The sequence below is a fragment of the Paenibacillus allorhizosphaerae genome (assembly GCF_042659105.1).
GTDB classification, from domain to species: domain Bacteria; phylum Bacillota; class Bacilli; order Paenibacillales; family NBRC-103111; genus Paenibacillus_G; species Paenibacillus_G allorhizosphaerae.
The window spans coordinates 472,147-486,742 of the sequence record NZ_JBHSRV010000005.1 but is presented as its reverse complement, the minus strand read 5'-3'; the positions used below and the strand labels follow the sequence as shown (position 1 = coordinate 486,742).

The 14,596-nt window shown below is 54.5% G+C and carries 11 protein-coding genes; all 11 read right to left on the bottom strand.

Annotated elements, in window-relative coordinates; all coding sequences use genetic code 11:
• Nucleotides 1-39: 39 nt before the first annotated feature.
• Entirely contained in the window at nt 40-1,302 is a 1,263-nt protein-coding gene (hisS, locus tag ACFQI7_RS21235; protein ID WP_218102232.1) for a histidine--tRNA ligase, read from the bottom strand.
• 511 nt (nt 1,303-1,813) lie between these two features.
• Complete coding sequence (locus ACFQI7_RS21230; RefSeq protein ID WP_218102233.1) at nt 1,814-3,802, bottom strand: FAD-dependent oxidoreductase; 1,989 nt, start codon at nt 3,800-3,802, stop codon at nt 1,814-1,816.
• A gap of 151 nt (nt 3,803-3,953) precedes the next feature.
• Nucleotides 3,954-5,492 (bottom strand): coproporphyrinogen III oxidase, encoded by a 1,539-nt coding sequence (locus ACFQI7_RS21225; protein WP_218102234.1) that lies wholly within the window; start codon nt 5,490-5,492, stop codon nt 3,954-3,956.
• Between the two features lie 136 nt (nt 5,493-5,628).
• Nucleotides 5,629-5,805: a hypothetical protein gene (locus ACFQI7_RS21220; RefSeq protein WP_218102235.1), complete on the bottom strand. Its 177-nt coding sequence runs from the start codon at nt 5,803-5,805 to the stop codon at nt 5,629-5,631.
• A 116-nt stretch (nt 5,806-5,921) separates the two neighbouring features.
• Complete coding sequence (gene dtd / locus ACFQI7_RS21215; RefSeq protein ID WP_218102236.1) at nt 5,922-6,365, bottom strand: D-aminoacyl-tRNA deacylase; 444 nt, start codon at nt 6,363-6,365, stop codon at nt 5,922-5,924.
• Between the two features lie 43 nt (nt 6,366-6,408).
• On the bottom strand, nt 6,409-8,601 hold the full coding sequence (locus ACFQI7_RS21210; protein ID WP_218102237.1) for a RelA/SpoT family protein: 2,193 nt from the start codon (nt 8,599-8,601) through the stop codon (nt 6,409-6,411).
• Nucleotides 8,602-8,745: 144 nt separating this feature from the next.
• Nucleotides 8,746-9,813, bottom strand: a complete 1,068-nt coding sequence (locus tag ACFQI7_RS21205; RefSeq protein ID WP_218102238.1) for a CotH kinase family protein — start codon at nt 9,811-9,813, stop codon at nt 8,746-8,748.
• A 108-nt stretch (nt 9,814-9,921) separates the two neighbouring features.
• Nucleotides 9,922-10,314, bottom strand: a complete 393-nt coding sequence (locus ACFQI7_RS21200) for a hypothetical protein (RefSeq protein ID WP_218102239.1) — start codon at nt 10,312-10,314, stop codon at nt 9,922-9,924.
• Nucleotides 10,315-10,532: 218 nt separating this feature from the next.
• Complete coding sequence (locus ACFQI7_RS21195; protein ID WP_218102240.1) at nt 10,533-11,045, bottom strand: adenine phosphoribosyltransferase; 513 nt, start codon at nt 11,043-11,045, stop codon at nt 10,533-10,535.
• Between the two features lie 57 nt (nt 11,046-11,102).
• Nucleotides 11,103-13,571, bottom strand: a complete 2,469-nt coding sequence (recJ, locus tag ACFQI7_RS21190; RefSeq protein WP_218102241.1) for a single-stranded-DNA-specific exonuclease RecJ — start codon at nt 13,569-13,571, stop codon at nt 11,103-11,105.
• A gap of 15 nt (nt 13,572-13,586) precedes the next feature.
• Nucleotides 13,587-14,534: a cation diffusion facilitator family transporter gene (locus tag ACFQI7_RS21185; protein WP_218102242.1), complete on the bottom strand. Its 948-nt coding sequence runs from the start codon at nt 14,532-14,534 to the stop codon at nt 13,587-13,589.
• Nucleotides 14,535-14,596 lie beyond the last annotated feature (62 nt).

Genomic DNA, 14,596 nt, shown 5'->3' with positions numbered 1-14,596 from the left:
TTGATATCTACCTCCAAGTTTGGTTAAGAATGGACTCCCTTATACATGCCGGTTTCGGCTTTGCATCGTTTGCGCGAATGAAGCGAGCGATACGGTTTCCTGCTCGCCTGTCGCCATCGCTTTGACAGTGATTTCACTCCGGGCGAGCTCGTCATCGCCAAGGATGGCTACATAGGCCGCGTTGTAACGGTCGGCCGATTTCATCTGCGCCTTGATTTTACGGCCGAGATAGTCCTTCTCGGCCTTGAGCCCCGCCAGGCGCAGGTCGTGAAGCAGCTTGACGCACGCTTTCTCGGCGGCTTCGCCGAGCGCGACCAGATACACGTCAAGCGGTTTGGGTGCCGGGATGTCGACGCCTTGCGACTGCAGCACAAGCAGGATGCGCTCCATCCCGAGACCAAGCCCGACGCCGGGTTGATCCTGCCCGCCGATTTGGCTGACGAGGCCGTTATAGCGGCCGCCCCCGCCAATCGTATCAATCGCGCCGATCCCGCCGGCTTTATACTCGAACGCCGTATGCGTGTAGTAATCCAGACCGCGGACAAGGCGCGGATTCAAGCGGAACGGAATATCCATCGCTGTCAAGTAATCCTGTACCGCCTGGAAGTGCGTGGAGCATTCTTCATCGAGATGCTCGACGATGGTTGGTGCCCCTTCGCCGTATTTCTGGTCTATTTTACAGTCCAGAATCCGCATCGGGTTGCGGTCAAAGCGCGATTGGCAATCCTTGCAAAGCTTATCCTTCACCGGCGCAAAGAAACGCTGAATGTGTTCGCGGTAAGCCGCGCGCACCGCCGGATTGCCGACGGAGTTGATCTCCACGGTTACTTCCTTCAGCCCAAGCTCCTTGTAGAACGTATACCCGAGCGCGATCACTTCCGCATCGATGGACGGATCCTGCGATCCGAACGCTTCGACCCCGAACTGGTGGAATTGGCGGTAACGTCCGGCCTGCGGCTGTTCATACCGAAACATCGGGCCGATATAGTACAGCTTGTTCACGTCCGGTTCGCCGTACAGCTTGTTTTCCAGATAGGCCCGAACAACGCCGGCCGTCCCTTCCGGGCGGAGCGAGATGCTGCGGTCGGCTTTATCCAGGAACGTGTACATTTCTTTCTCCACGATGTCCGTTGTTTCTCCGACGCCGCGCTGGAACAGCTCGGTATGCTCGAAGACGGGCGTGCGAATTTCTTTGTAGTTGAACCTTGCGCAGAGCTCCCTCGCTTTGGTTTCGATATACTGCCATTTTTCGATTTCACCGGGCAGCAGATCCTGCGTACCTTTTGGCTTTTGAATACTCATCTATGTTCCAGCTCCTTTCTTCCCGGCTCATGCGGGTTCAAAATAAAAAACTCCCGCCCCTGATTGCAGCATTGCAGTCAGGGACGAGAGTTGATGTCGATCAGGCTCCCGCGGTACCACCCACGATTCGAACGAACCGATTCACCGGTTCATTCACACTTTAAGTATGCGGTTAACGCCCGCCTGCGCCGGTCGACTACTGCCCGTAAGGGTTCGCCGCCGGTCCTCCGGGAGGTCTGTTCGTCCGATTCGCATAAGGAAGCTTTCAGCCGGCGGCTTCCCTCTCTGGTTATGCAAGGTTCGAATTACTTTGTCCCATCAACGGATCAACGAATTTCGATTAAGAATTAAGCATTATTCTATACGCGATTTTTACCAAAGTCAAGCAAAAAACGACATATGGGTGTTACCCGGCATGCTGCCGTAAGCCAAATCGCAGCTTTGTCCCCATCATCTGACCGTCTTGCTGCGCCGAAAAACATATGCGCAGAAGTCATTCGCGAAGCTGATGTTATTTTGCCGCTTTCAGCGCGTTATAAACATCCTTGATCAGCATATACGTATCGCCGTTCGTCAACTCCTGCTTATTCACGATCGTGTCAACCGATTCCTTCGTCAGGAAGCCTATACTCTGCAGCGCCGCAACCGCGGTTGTCGGGGTAGCATCCACTTTGAGCAGCAGCGCGATCATATAAGCGGCCTGATCGAGCGTCACCGGCAGCGTCTTCGGATCCGTGCCTTTTGCAATCGCCGCGGATGTACTGCCGACAAGCTTGTCCGGCTTGAACTTGCGCATCCCTTCTAGCTGATTGATCATGCGCTGCTGGTTCGATTTGGCATCGAGCGAAAAATCGTTGTTATATGCCCCGGTGGCAAGCGCGAGCGACATGGCGACTTCCAGTCCTTTGTATGCTTTGTGCCCCATGAACGTCTTCCAGCCTTTGTAGGCGGTGTTGCTGTCCGGCAGGCCCATTGCCTTCACGTCAAACGGCTTCAGTACCATCCCTTGCCGATTCAATTGCTCCTGCAATTTCGCTATCGATTCTTTGGAAGCCGACAGCTGCCGGAACGTCATCTTCTGGTCGATCGCCAGTTTCACCGACGCGCCCGCCGCCTCGCCTGTCGCCATCCCTACCGGAATGACGCGGGCCGAACCGTGCGGCAGCGTATCAAAGCTGGCAGCCCGACCGACGACAAGCAGCCCGTCCACCTTGAGCGGAACAATGCTCCGGTAAGGCACCGCGTACTGAAGAGGCTGCCCGACGACCGCCCCGGTATCCGCAGGCGACAATCTCTGGATATCGATCGGATAAGCGCCGAATGCGATGCGGTCCCATTGATCGCGGTTTTCCATCACGTCGAGAATGTTCAACCGGTATTCGCCTTGAATGTGGCGGGTTTCCCGAACATACAGCTCCGGCGCCGTAGCGTCGAGCTCAATGCCTGCGAACTCCGGATATTTTTCCTTCATGTAATCCACGATGCGGGGCAGCTCTTTCTTCCCGAGCTCGAACGCTTCTTCGCGGGCTTTCGGGTCCGTGCCGTCAATGCCGAAAATTTGCAGCGCGTTGATCAGCATCGTGTTGTTGTTTTGCCTTCCGATGTTCAGACCGCGCATCGCGACCCGTTCTTTATTGAGCGGCGGGTAATCTTTCATTTCCTTATAGCCCCAGACGCTCATCTCATTGGCGCCGGTTCCCTCATCGTTATCGTTCTCCATCCGCTTTTGCATCTGCTTCCAAACTTCAGGCGTGATGTTTTTCAAACGAAATACGAGCGTTACCGCCATTTTCGATTTTTTGTCGCCCAGATCTTCGCGCCCGAACGTATAAGGTACGCCCGACGCTGCGGCAATGTCCGCATCCTGGGTCGCGTCAATGACGGCTTTGGCCTGCACGGTTTTCACTTTGCCGTCGGCTTGCGTTAGTTTGATGCCGGTTATGGTCGACGTATCGCCCGTTTTGGTAAGCACTGGTTCCATCGCTTTCGTCTTCAGCAGCACGTCGATATTTTTTTGTTGCGCGACCAATTCGTTTAACACGTTGGCCGCCGTCACTACATCGAACGAGTCGCCTTCGACTTTGTTATACCACTCGGTGAATATGCCTTTATTCAATATTTCTCGTTTGTACAGCGGTCCCTTGTCCGGCTCGTAGTTCATGTCAAGGCTGTTCAACCATCCCAGCGTCATCAATCCGCCGAGAATTTCACGGTCTCTGCCGTCCACTAGCAGTGTGCTGAGTCCGTTTTTCGCTGCCGAGACGGCGGCAGCCACACCTTCGGGATCGGTTCCGACGACAATTACGTCATAGCTGTCTTTCGGCGATTTGACCGTGTTCACTTCCGTCAATTGTTGCGGCGGGCCCAAACGCCCTTTGCCACTCGTTTTCCAATAATACCAACTGACGCAAGCGGCGGCCAAAAGTACAAGTACGGCAATAGCAATAATAAGATAGCCCCTGTTGCGTTTGCTGCGGGTAGTGCTCGTTTTCGACGACATACAACACCTCTGAATAAAAAATAAGATGAACCGATCACGCTTATCCTGATGATATACGGGGAAATTTACAAAAGGATGCAAATTTACGACAAGTTTCATCATAATGACACATTTGACGATCTTTTCAATCCAGTCCACACCGCTGCTGCACTTACGATTGGCCCGTTGTTACGCGTCCGTACGCTTCGTCCAGCAAGCTAATTTTTTTCACGATATATTCCTTATACGCCTTGTTGTACACCGCAGGCTCCTTTGGATTCGGAAACCTTTCGATCCGCTGCTCATAGCCGTCCTCATGCTCCACCTTCGGGAACAGCACCTTGCTGACCGCGCCGCAGCCGAGCCCGATGATCGTCTGCCGCTCTTCCATCATCAGGATGTTGTACAAACTCTCATACCCTACCAGCGAGTAGCCGACATTTTCCTGGTTGCCGAGTATGTTCTTTTGCCGGTACATGTAATACGGCACGTACCCATGGCGTTCGGTCCACTCGGCCGTCGTGCGGATCATATCGGTTATCTCGTCCCGCTCCGCGACTTCGTAATCGTCTTTGTTCTTCGTCATGCGGGAAGCTCGCTTGAACGACAGCGTATGAACCGTGAGCGACTCCGGCAGCAGTTCGGCCGTCTGATCGAGCGTCCGCTGCAGCTCCGTCATCCCTTCGTTCGGCAAGCCGATAATCAGGTCCATGTTGATGTTGTTCATTCCCATCTCGCGGGACAGCTTGAACTTGTCCAGCGTTTCCGTTACCGTATGATGCCGTCCGATCGTATCGAGCGTCGCCTGCGTGAAGCTTTGCGGGTTAATGCTGATGCGGTCGACCTTCCACTTTTTCATCACGTTGATCTTGTCTTCCGTAATCGTATCCGGCCGTCCCGCCTCCACCGTCAGCTCGCGCACCCCCTCCATCGCCGGGAACGCTTCCTGCATCGTATTGAACAACGCGTCCATCTGATCTGCGGTAATGCTGGTCGGCGTTCCGCCGCCCCAATAGATCGTCGTGATCGTAACATCTGCTTCCCGCATCCATCGTCCCATCTCGCGAATCTCGTAATGCAGCCCTTCGAGAAACGCCTCGACCGATCCGTTATTTCCCCGGATGTCGTAAGCCGGGAACGTGCAGTAGGCGCATTTGGTCGGACAAAAAGGGATGCCGATATAAATGCTTACTTCGCGGTCCAACCGGAACAAATCGGGAATGACCTTCAGCTGCCGCTCGGCGATGCCGCTGAGCAGCTCCACCTTCGGCTCCGTCACCAAATATTCGTCGCGCAGCACCTGCTTGCAGTGTTCCATTCCGTGCTTCATCATCAGGTTATGCATCAGCTTCGTCGGGCGAACGCCGGTCAGCGTCCCCCACGCCTGCTCAATGCCGGTGTACTCCCGCAGCACCTGCAGCAAACCGTAGCCGACCGACCGTTTCACGGCACGCTTATGCCCCTCATCCCGCGCGCCGATCGCCCGCTCGTGACGGCTTTTATGAACTGCGCCCGTGTCGCGGTCCGTCAGCAACACTTCCGCCGTAATCGTTCGCATCGCCTCATCCGCCGTCACCGTCACCTTGATGTGCAGGCGCGCATCGTCCGCAGGTTCGTACACCGCTTCCACATCTTCAAAAAACAGCTTGCCTATATGAAACATCTCCGTTGCTTGTTCGCCGAAGCCAACCCGCTCGAATTGAATTTTCATTTCGTTTTCCCTCCTTGCGCTTCAGGGACATGGATAAGCTTTTTTACACCAAAACTAGCAATAGTGTAGCACATTAACAGTCCAATGAAAACAAAACAGACCGCTTTCGTCATTGCCGACGAAAACGGCCTGTCCTTCAACGGTAAGACTTGCGCGGCGTTTGTTTCATCTGCTCCTGGCCGGAAGTATGCGCGGCGCTAAGCTCCGTATCCGTCATATCCGTGGCGAGCAGCGCCTGCGTATCCTGCAGCGCGCCGGCCAGCAGCTGCTGCTCTGGCATCGCTGCGATTCGTTCCTTGGGGGAACGGTACATGTCTTGTCCACTCCTTACGGTTCGTAAATAGGCAATCGCATTACACCTATTTTTCCCACAAGAGGCCGCATCTATCCATAACGTTTAAACCCAAGAAACTTTTGCGCCCTTACCGGTTACTGCTTGCTTTCGACGATCAGCGTAACAGGCCCGTCATTGACCAGAGAAACGTCCATCATCGCGCCGAAACGTCCCGTCTCGACCTGCAGACCTAGCTCCCGCAGCATCCCGTTAAAACGGTCATACAGCGGCTCGGCATGCTCCGGCCGGGCGGCGGCCATAAAATTCGGTCTCTTCCCCTTGCGGCAATCGCCGTATAACGTAAACTGCGAGATGGAAAGCACCTGTCCGCCCGTTTCAAGCACCGAACGGTTCATCTTCCCGTCCTCGTCTTCAAAAATACGCAAACCCGCCACCTTTTCCGCGACATATTTGGCATCCTGCTCCGTATCTTCATGAGAAACGCCGACCAATAGAACAAGGCCGTGATCAATTCGACCGACCGTTTCCCCTTCCACCGTAACCTGCGCAGCTTTGCTGCGCTGAATGACTACTCTCATCTTCGTACTTTGCTCCTTATTGTCGTCGCATGGAACAATCGTTTCACGTCTGCATAATCCGCTGTACGGAATACACGTCCTTCACCCGCTTGATCTTCTCGACAACGGAATGCAGATGATCGATGTTGCGAATCAAGATCGTCATATGAATGACGACCATCTTGTTTTTATCCGATCGGCCGGAAACGGCGGAAATGGTCGTCTTGCTCTCCGAGACGGCTTTCAGCACCTCATTGAGCAGACCGAGCCTGTCGTGTCCCGTAATTTCGATTTCCACGCTGTAATTCGCTTCGATGTCTTCCACCCATTCGACTTCGATGACGCGATTCCCTTCGTCTTCGCATTCCGGCGAAGGGATGTTCGTACAGTCCAAGCGGTGAACGGATACGCCGCGACCGCGGGTGATGTATCCGATGATGTCGTCGCCCGGGACCGGGTTGCAGCAGCGGGCAAAGCGAACAAGGAGGTTGTCTACCCCTTTGACGCGGACGCCGTTCGTCGGCCGGCTCTTACGCTCCTTGTCCCCCGCCTTAACCTCGCGCACCTCGGAAGTCAGCTGCAGCGCTTGCTGTTGCGCTTCCTCGGCTTCTTTGCGAACCTTTTCGGTGAGCCGGGTCACGATTTGAGCCGCCGTAATGCCGCCGAAGCCGACAGCCGAGAACATATCCTCGACCTCATGGAAGTTAAATTTGCCGGCAACTTCAAGCAATTCTTCTTCTTTCATGAGTGCGGACGGCTCGTAGCCGAGGCGCTTCAGCTCACGCTCGATGGCCTCGCGGCCTTTCACGACATTTTCCTCGCGGCGCTCCTTCTTGAACCATTGGCGAATTTTCGTTCGCGCATGGGACGACTGGGCGATTTTGACCCAATCCTGGCTCGGGCCGTACGAATGCTTCGACGTTAATATTTCAATGATGTCGCCCGTCTTCAGCTTGTGATCGAGCGGCACAATCCGGCCGTTCACCTTCGCTCCGATCGTCCGGTTGCCTACCTCGGTATGAATCCGGTACGCAAAATCAAGCGGTACCGAACCGGCCGGCAGCTCGATAACCTCGCCCTTCGGCGTAAAGACGAATACGAGATCGGCGAAAAAGTCCATTTTGAGCGATTCAACGAACTCTGACGCGTCCTGCGCTTCATTTTGCAGTTCCAAAATTTCGCGGATAAACTGCATCTTGTCTTCGTAGCCGCTGGACGGCAGCGAAGTGCCTTCCTTGTAAGCCCAATGCGCAGCCACCCCGAACTCGGAAGTCCGGTGCATGTCGAAGGTACGGATCTGCACCTCCAGCGGCTCCCCCTTGGGACCGATCACCGTCGTGTGCAGCGATTGGTACATATTCGGCTTCGGCATCGCGATATAATCTTTGAACCGGCCGGGCATCGGCTTCCACAGCGTATGAATAATGCCGAGTGTCGCATAGCAGTCCTTAATATTGTCAACGATAATGCGCAGTGCGAGCAGATCGTAAATTTCGTTAAATTGCTTGGCGCGCGCCGTCATCTTTTTGTAGATGCTGTAAATATGTTTCGGCCGCCCGGAAATATCGCCGTCGATGCCCATTTCCTGAAGCTTTTCCTGCACGGTATGGATGACGTCATTGATGTACTGCTCGCGTTCGGCGCGTTTCTTCTGCATCAAATTGACGATCCGGTAATACTGCTGCGGATTCAAGTAGCGGAGCGCGATATCCTCCATCTCCCACTTGATAGCGGAAATCCCGAGCCGGTGCGCAATCGGACAAAAGATTTCCAGCGTCTCATCGGCAATTCGCCGCTGCGCTTCCTCCGACTGATGCTTCAGCGTACGCATATTATGGAGACGGTCGGCCAGCTTGATCAAAATCACACGAATGTCCTGAGCCATTGCCACGAACATTTTGCGGTAGTTCTCGTTCTGCTGTTCCACCTTGCTCTTGAATTTGATTTTCTCCAGCTTGGTAAGGCCGTCAACGATCATGGCGCACGTCGGTCCGAATTTCTCATGGACGGTTTCGAGCGACACGGTCGTATCCTCAACCACATCATGCAACAGCGCAGCAATGATGGACGTCGTATCCATCTGCATGCCGACGAGTATTTCCGCAACCGCAAGCGGGTGCAATATATAGGGCTCCCCGGACTTGCGTACTTGGCCGTAGTGCGCCCGATCCGCAAATTCGTAGGCTTCCCGGATTTTGTTCAGATCGCTTTCTTTCAAATAGCCGGATGCCTTCTCAAGAAGCTGCTCAATCCCCATCCGCTCATCCATTCCCTTAATTCGATTTTAATCCATTATGCCCCCGATATAGGCATGCCGTCAAGAATTTACGGGACAATCCGACATGTTCCGCATAGAAGAAAAGCAGCCTCGTGCCATTTCCGCCCGGCGCTGCTCGAAAAGTTATAATGTGCGGATCGCTTCGGCGATCTTTTGGCGCCGTTCTTCCACGTAATGGCGTATAAATTTCGGCTCTCCGTCAAAGACGCCGAAGGACCATTTGCGGGCTGAATCGCGGTAGACGTAAGGACGGATGCTGCGATGCATTTCCACGGCCGCCGGAACGATCTTTTGAACGGTAAAATGGGTTTTCAGAATGCGATCAAGTATGGTTTTGTACCGCTTCCGGACCGACGGATAAAGAAGCAAGCGTCGCGTAAGCCGATTATAACCCATTACGCTCACCAGGCTGCTGCCGCACGGCTTTCCGTAACAATTGCGGCCCCAGGTGCCTTCGTAGTCCCATGGGATAATCCTGTATTTTTGCGTACCTTCGTGAAGATACAAAGCGTAGTTTTGATCGAATCCGTCGTAATTGCCTGTAAATACGGCACCGGCCAGCCAATGAAGGTAATTGTCGATATCAAGCCGTCTGTGCAAATAGCGGCGCAACGTTTCGGACCGTGCCGGACCGGTATTGAGCCGCCGGACGAAACCGATCAGCGCCCGACGATCCGCAACGCTTCCTATCATTTGTTGATATCCGGAAAAAAGCGACGCCTTTCTTCGCTTCCTGCCTCCCGACCGAAGGCCAAAATTCGCATTATCGTTGGAAGCGTAAAATAACGCTTTGGCGCCGATCCCTCTTTTGCGAAAAAATCTTCTGTCGACACTCTCGATCTCTAGGTAAACCCCGAGGCTGTGACCGTTCAAATACAGCAAGCAGTGCCTTGTGCTCGGAGCAGGCACGCCGATCCATTCGAAAAAACGAAATGACAGCGCATTGCGGATTAAGGACGGATCATCGTATTCAGCGTTGTAATGGTAAGTCTTTCCTGAAATTGCGATTTCATACGAACGCTTCGGATACTCTCGCGTATGTCCTCCGCGGTAGCGCATGAGAATGGGGGCCTGTTCTCCGTTCCTCGTCATCGCCGCAGGAACGAAACGGTCGCTCCATACATTTCTCTGCAGCCGTTTCAATTGCTCTTCGTGAACCCAAATTTGGCATACGGGAATGTCCGCCGGCATCGAAAGCTCCGCCTTTCGTTCGGAAAGCAAAAAGCCTATCGATGCGGATAGGCTTTTTGTGTTATTACACCGTATGCGATTGTGCACGCAGAAGCCACGGCTTCTGTCCTACAACCAAAAGCCGTTCGGTGCGCTGAACGGTGAAACGGTTTGTTGATTCTCTGTGCCCTGGACCGCATTGCCGTGCGTCCGATGGCCCTTCGTCTTTTGGCCGTGCGTCCGATGGCCCTTCGTCTTTTGGCCGTGCGTCCGATGGCCCTTCGTCTTTTGGCCATGCGTCAAATTGCCCCGGGTTGCATTTTCTTTGCCTGCTACGCCCTGGGTCAAATTGCCGCGCGTCGCATTTTCCAAAGCGCCTTGGCTTACGTTTCCAAGACTCGAGTTCTCTTTTTTCGACTTGTGACGGATCACGTTGCCACGCCCAACCGGTCTGCGCTTTTTACCGCAGCGGCACACGCGTTTTTTGTGTCCTTTACTTTTCGAAGACTTATGTGCGCCCATCTCCTAAACTACCTCCTTTTACGGGATAGTCCAATATATGGCTGCCATCGATTGAAAGACACGGCCATAGCGGTCATCATCGAAAATGGGTTGCCGAAACGGAACGAGCACCCGAACGTTCGTGGCAAATCGCGGCCTTCCCGAAGCCGTGTCGTCAAAAGCGCATACAAAAAAAGCGCCCTGCGTCGGACGCCTTTTCTGCCGCGATCGGCTGTATATTAATATTGTACCAATGATTCGATCTCGATGCCGCCGAGCTTCTCTCTGCCGTTCAATTCGAGCAGTTCGATGAGGAACGCCGCGCCGATAACGTCGCCGCCCAACTGCTTGACCAGGTTAATCGATGTTGCGATCGTACCTCCGGTTGCCAGCAGGTCGTCGGCAATAAGCACTTTTTGTCCGGGCTGAATCGCATCCTTGTGCATCGCGAGCTTGTCTTTGCCGTACTCGAGCGCATAATCGGCCTCGATCGTTTCGCCCGGCAGCTTGCCGCTCTTGCGAATCGGGATAAAGCCGATTCCAAGCGCCACGGCCAGCGGAGCGCCGATGACAAAGCCCCTCGCTTCCGGCCCGGCGATCACGTCGATCTGTTTTCCTTCCAAACGGCGGGCCAACTCGGCAATCACTTCCCGGTATACCTTTCCGTCCTTCAGCAGCGTCGTAATGTCTTTAAAGCTGATGCCGGGCTGCGGAAAATCGTCAATGACGCGAATATAAGGTTTGAAATCCATTAAGCAATTCCCTCCAAAAAGGATATATAGTTTCCTGAGTTTATCGTTCTAGCGCTTCTATGCGCCGCTGCTTTGCATGTAGTCTTCCGAATGTACATGCGCATGCTGCCGGAGAAGCCTGGATAGAAGTTCCTTCGCCGACGTGTACAGCAGCTCCTGCTCCACTTCCGGCCGATGTTGACGGCTCTGGTACAGAGCGGAGGAAGTCAGATCTTTTTTATCCGACGACGGAATCAACCGGCATGTCTTGCCGTCGGATTCCATCAGCCCAAGCTCAGCAAAGACGTCGATAATAAATCGGACCGTGCCTGACGTCAAGCTGCATCGTTTCGAAATTGCTTGAATGTAATCCGTCCGCCCAGCCGTCGACGGATCAGCAGACCGGAGAGCGCCAACCGCGCCGTATACGGATTTAAACATGTCGCGGCTCGGCATCACGGCCGACTGCTTCTCCTCTTCTGTGCCTCCGAAGGCGGCATAATAGCGTTCGGCGGACGCCCCATTCGCCACCGCCGCATCGAGTTGCTCCAACCGGTCGGGCAGTGCGTAGAAAAAAATATCCTGCGCTTCCTCGTACTTTGCCTTCGCTGCTAATTCGTTCAGAGGGTGAAGCCTCCCACGCAGATCGACATGCCAAAGCGTGAACATTGCAGGCAGCTGCATCAGCGCGGCAGGGATGACCGCATCGAACAGCACAACCGCCAGGTTGGCCTCCGCGCTTTGCCCGGAACCGTCCCGCTCAAGCCGGCGGCACAGCTCATCCAGTTTTTTGTCCGGTCTCGGCGTCCCGCGCCAATCGAACAGCTGCGCATGCGGGATGCGCAAATCCTGAATCATGATTTGCGGCCGGCGCACGCCGTTCCACTCGTTAATGTTCAATTCGCCCAACACATCGATGCGCGCCGACGGGGTAATCCAATCCGCAAGCCGCCCCTTGCTGAAGCCCACGGCATCGAGTCCTGACGCAGCCTCATCCGTTGCGCTGCGCAGCGACAGCTTCAAATGCTGCTGCTCTTTGCCCATCGTGCGCAGCTCGCCGAGCCGTAAACCGCTGAACACAAACTTGGGAGAAGGATTGCCCATACCGAACGGTCCGAGCAGTTCCAGCTGTTCTATGTTTTCGATCGCCGCCTCCTCGAAGCTGCATACCATATCGGCCTGCATCAGCGGGACCCAGTCATCCGGCGTAAGCCATTCTTCCGTAAGCCGCGCAAGCCGACGTTCGAGCTCCGGCAGATGCTCTCTCGGCAGCGTCATTCCCGCCGCCATCGGATGTCCGCCGAAATGATCCATCAGATCGTGGCAATGCGTTAACGCCCGGTACATGTCAAAGCCCGCAATCGAACGCGCGGAGCCTTTGGCCATCCCGGTCTCCTTGTCAATCCCAAGAATGATGGTCGGCTTGTAAAAACGGTCGACCAGCTTGGATGCTACGATACCGATGACGCCCACATTCCAATCTTCATGGGCCAGCACGACCGCTTTAGGCAGCTCGCCCGTCTGCCGTGAACGTTCCTCGACCATCGCTACCGCTTGCTTTGTCATCTCGTCGACGATCTTTTGCCGTTCCTTGTTAAGCTGATCAAGCTCGTCCGCCATTCTTCTCGCTTCTTGATCATCCTCCGTCGTCAGGAGCCGGACTGCGGTATCGGCGCTCAGCAGCCTCCCGCTTGCATTGATCCGCGGCGCCAAGGAATAGCCGATGTGCGTTTCGGTCGTCTCACGGATCGCGATACCGGCAACTTCGAGCAGCGCTTTAATGCCGGGACTGCTTGTCTCGCGCATTTGCTGCAGCCCTTGCTTGACAATCACCCGATTTTCACCGGTTAACGGCATCAGGTCCGCCACCGTGCCGATCACCGCGATTTCGAGCAGCTCCTCCGGCCAACGGCCAAGCAGCGCTTGCGCCAACTTCAGAGCAACGCCGACGCCCGCCAGCTGCTTGAAAGGATATGGGCACCCCGGCTTCTTCGGATTGATCAGCGCGTAAGCTTCCGGCAAAATCTCGGGCGGCTCATGGTGATCGGTCACGATTACATCGATGCCGAGCGACCGCGCATGCGCAATCTCCTTCACTGCGCTGATCCCCGTGTCTACGGTGATGATCAAGGTAACGCCTTGGGCATGCGCCGCGTCGATCGCTGCGCAATGAAGTCCGTATCCCTCCTGCACTCGGTGAGGGATATAATAATCGTATGTATGGTGAAGCTGGCGCAGCAGTCGAACCATTAATGTCGTGCTGCTGACGCCGTCGGCATCATAATCGCCGTAGATCCGAATACGCTCGCCGCGTTCGAATGCCAATCGGATTCGCTCGACCGCTTCCTTCATTCCATCCAACAAATACGGATCATGGGTTTGATCCGCCCCCCCGTATAGAAAGCTGGCGGCATGCTCGATGTCTGTTATTCCCCGGATCACGAGCATATTGGCAAGCAGCGGCGATATGTCGAGCGCTTTCGACAAGGCATCCGCCTTTTCCGCATCCCCTTGGCCTATGCTCCACCTAGCCTTTGCTTGAAGCATGCCGGCAGTGCCTCCTTAATGTAGCAATGTCGGATAATCATCCGCTTCCGTTTCCGCGTTCTTGTATGGATATCCCGCATCATACGGGTTGACGTGAATGAACACGTCGGACACATGAATAAACCGTTTCATCAACGTATGTTTTACAATTTTGGCGATGTCATGGCCTTCCTGAACCGTGATTTTCGGGTTGACGCTGATCTTCATGTCCACAATCACATAATGCCCGTGTTCCCGAGGGCGCAGCTCGTCAACGGCGATAACCCCTTTTACACGCTGGACGGTTTCCAGAAGCTCCGCCGTATCTTCCTGATGGAGGATTCGACCTAATGTGTTATGTATGGATTGCTGAATCAGTCGATAGCCTTTGCGAACTACGAGCAAGGAAATGAACAAGCCGGCAGCGGGATCCAAATAATAAAACAAATCATTTCCCAGGGAATGGCCAAGCAGCGCTCCTCCGACGCCGATAAAAGCCGCGATGGACGAGTATACGTCGGAACGATGTTCCCACGCGTTCATCATCAGCGTCTGGCTGGAAAGCTGTTTGCCTAACCGATACTTGTAACGGAACATGACTTCTTTCGCGATAATCGACAGGATGACGACAATGAAAGCGAGTTGGTTCGGCGGCTCGTCAACTCCATAGTAGATCGCTTGCCCGGATGTAATGCCTACCTCAATCCCGATTACAAGCAAAAGCACCGCGACGGTCATTGCTGCTACGGACTCCGTCTTTCCCCTTGCGTAGCGGTGATCATCGAGCGACCGCTTGCCTGACCGGCTCCCGATCAGTATGGCAATAGAGCCTGCAGCCGCTGAAGCCGAATGCAGCGCATCCGCGATAAGCGCTTTGCTGTGCGCAACATAGCCGACCAGTCCTTGGAGCACCAGTAAGGCAATATTGCCGGCAATGCCAATCCATGCAACAAATTCCGTTTTCTTGTAACGTTCCTCTGTCATGGGGTCACCCCTCCATGAGATGATAAAGTAATTGAGCGATTAGAAAGGCCGCCGAAACTCGC

What these genes read in the sequence shown, in the direction of transcription:
- hisS (WP_218102232.1), bottom strand. Translation starts at nt 1,302, where the DNA reads ATGAGTATTCAAAAGCCAAAAGGTACGCAGGATCTGCTGCCCGGTGAA.
- ACFQI7_RS21230 (WP_218102233.1), bottom strand. Translation starts at nt 3,802, where the DNA reads ATGTCGTCGAAAACGAGCACTACCCGCAGCAAACGCAACAGGGGCTAT.
- ACFQI7_RS21225 (WP_218102234.1), bottom strand. Translation starts at nt 5,492, where the DNA reads ATGAAAATTCAATTCGAGCGGGTTGGCTTCGGCGAACAAGCAACGGAG.
- ACFQI7_RS21220 (WP_218102235.1), bottom strand. Translation starts at nt 5,805, where the DNA reads ATGTACCGTTCCCCCAAGGAACGAATCGCAGCGATGCCAGAGCAGCAG.
- dtd (WP_218102236.1), bottom strand. Translation starts at nt 6,365, where the DNA reads ATGAGAGTAGTCATTCAGCGCAGCAAAGCTGCGCAGGTTACGGTGGAA.
- ACFQI7_RS21210 (WP_218102237.1), bottom strand. Translation starts at nt 8,601, where the DNA reads ATGGGGATTGAGCAGCTTCTTGAGAAGGCATCCGGCTATTTGAAAGAA.
- ACFQI7_RS21205 (WP_218102238.1), bottom strand. Translation starts at nt 9,813, where the DNA reads ATGCCGGCGGACATTCCCGTATGCCAAATTTGGGTTCACGAAGAGCAA.
- ACFQI7_RS21200 (WP_218102239.1), bottom strand. Translation starts at nt 10,314, where the DNA reads ATGGGCGCACATAAGTCTTCGAAAAGTAAAGGACACAAAAAACGCGTG.
- ACFQI7_RS21195 (WP_218102240.1), bottom strand. Translation starts at nt 11,045, where the DNA reads ATGGATTTCAAACCTTATATTCGCGTCATTGACGATTTTCCGCAGCCC.
- recJ (WP_218102241.1), bottom strand. Translation starts at nt 13,571, where the DNA reads ATGCTTCAAGCAAAGGCTAGGTGGAGCATAGGCCAAGGGGATGCGGAA.
- ACFQI7_RS21185 (WP_218102242.1), bottom strand. Translation starts at nt 14,534, where the DNA reads ATGACAGAGGAACGTTACAAGAAAACGGAATTTGTTGCATGGATTGGC.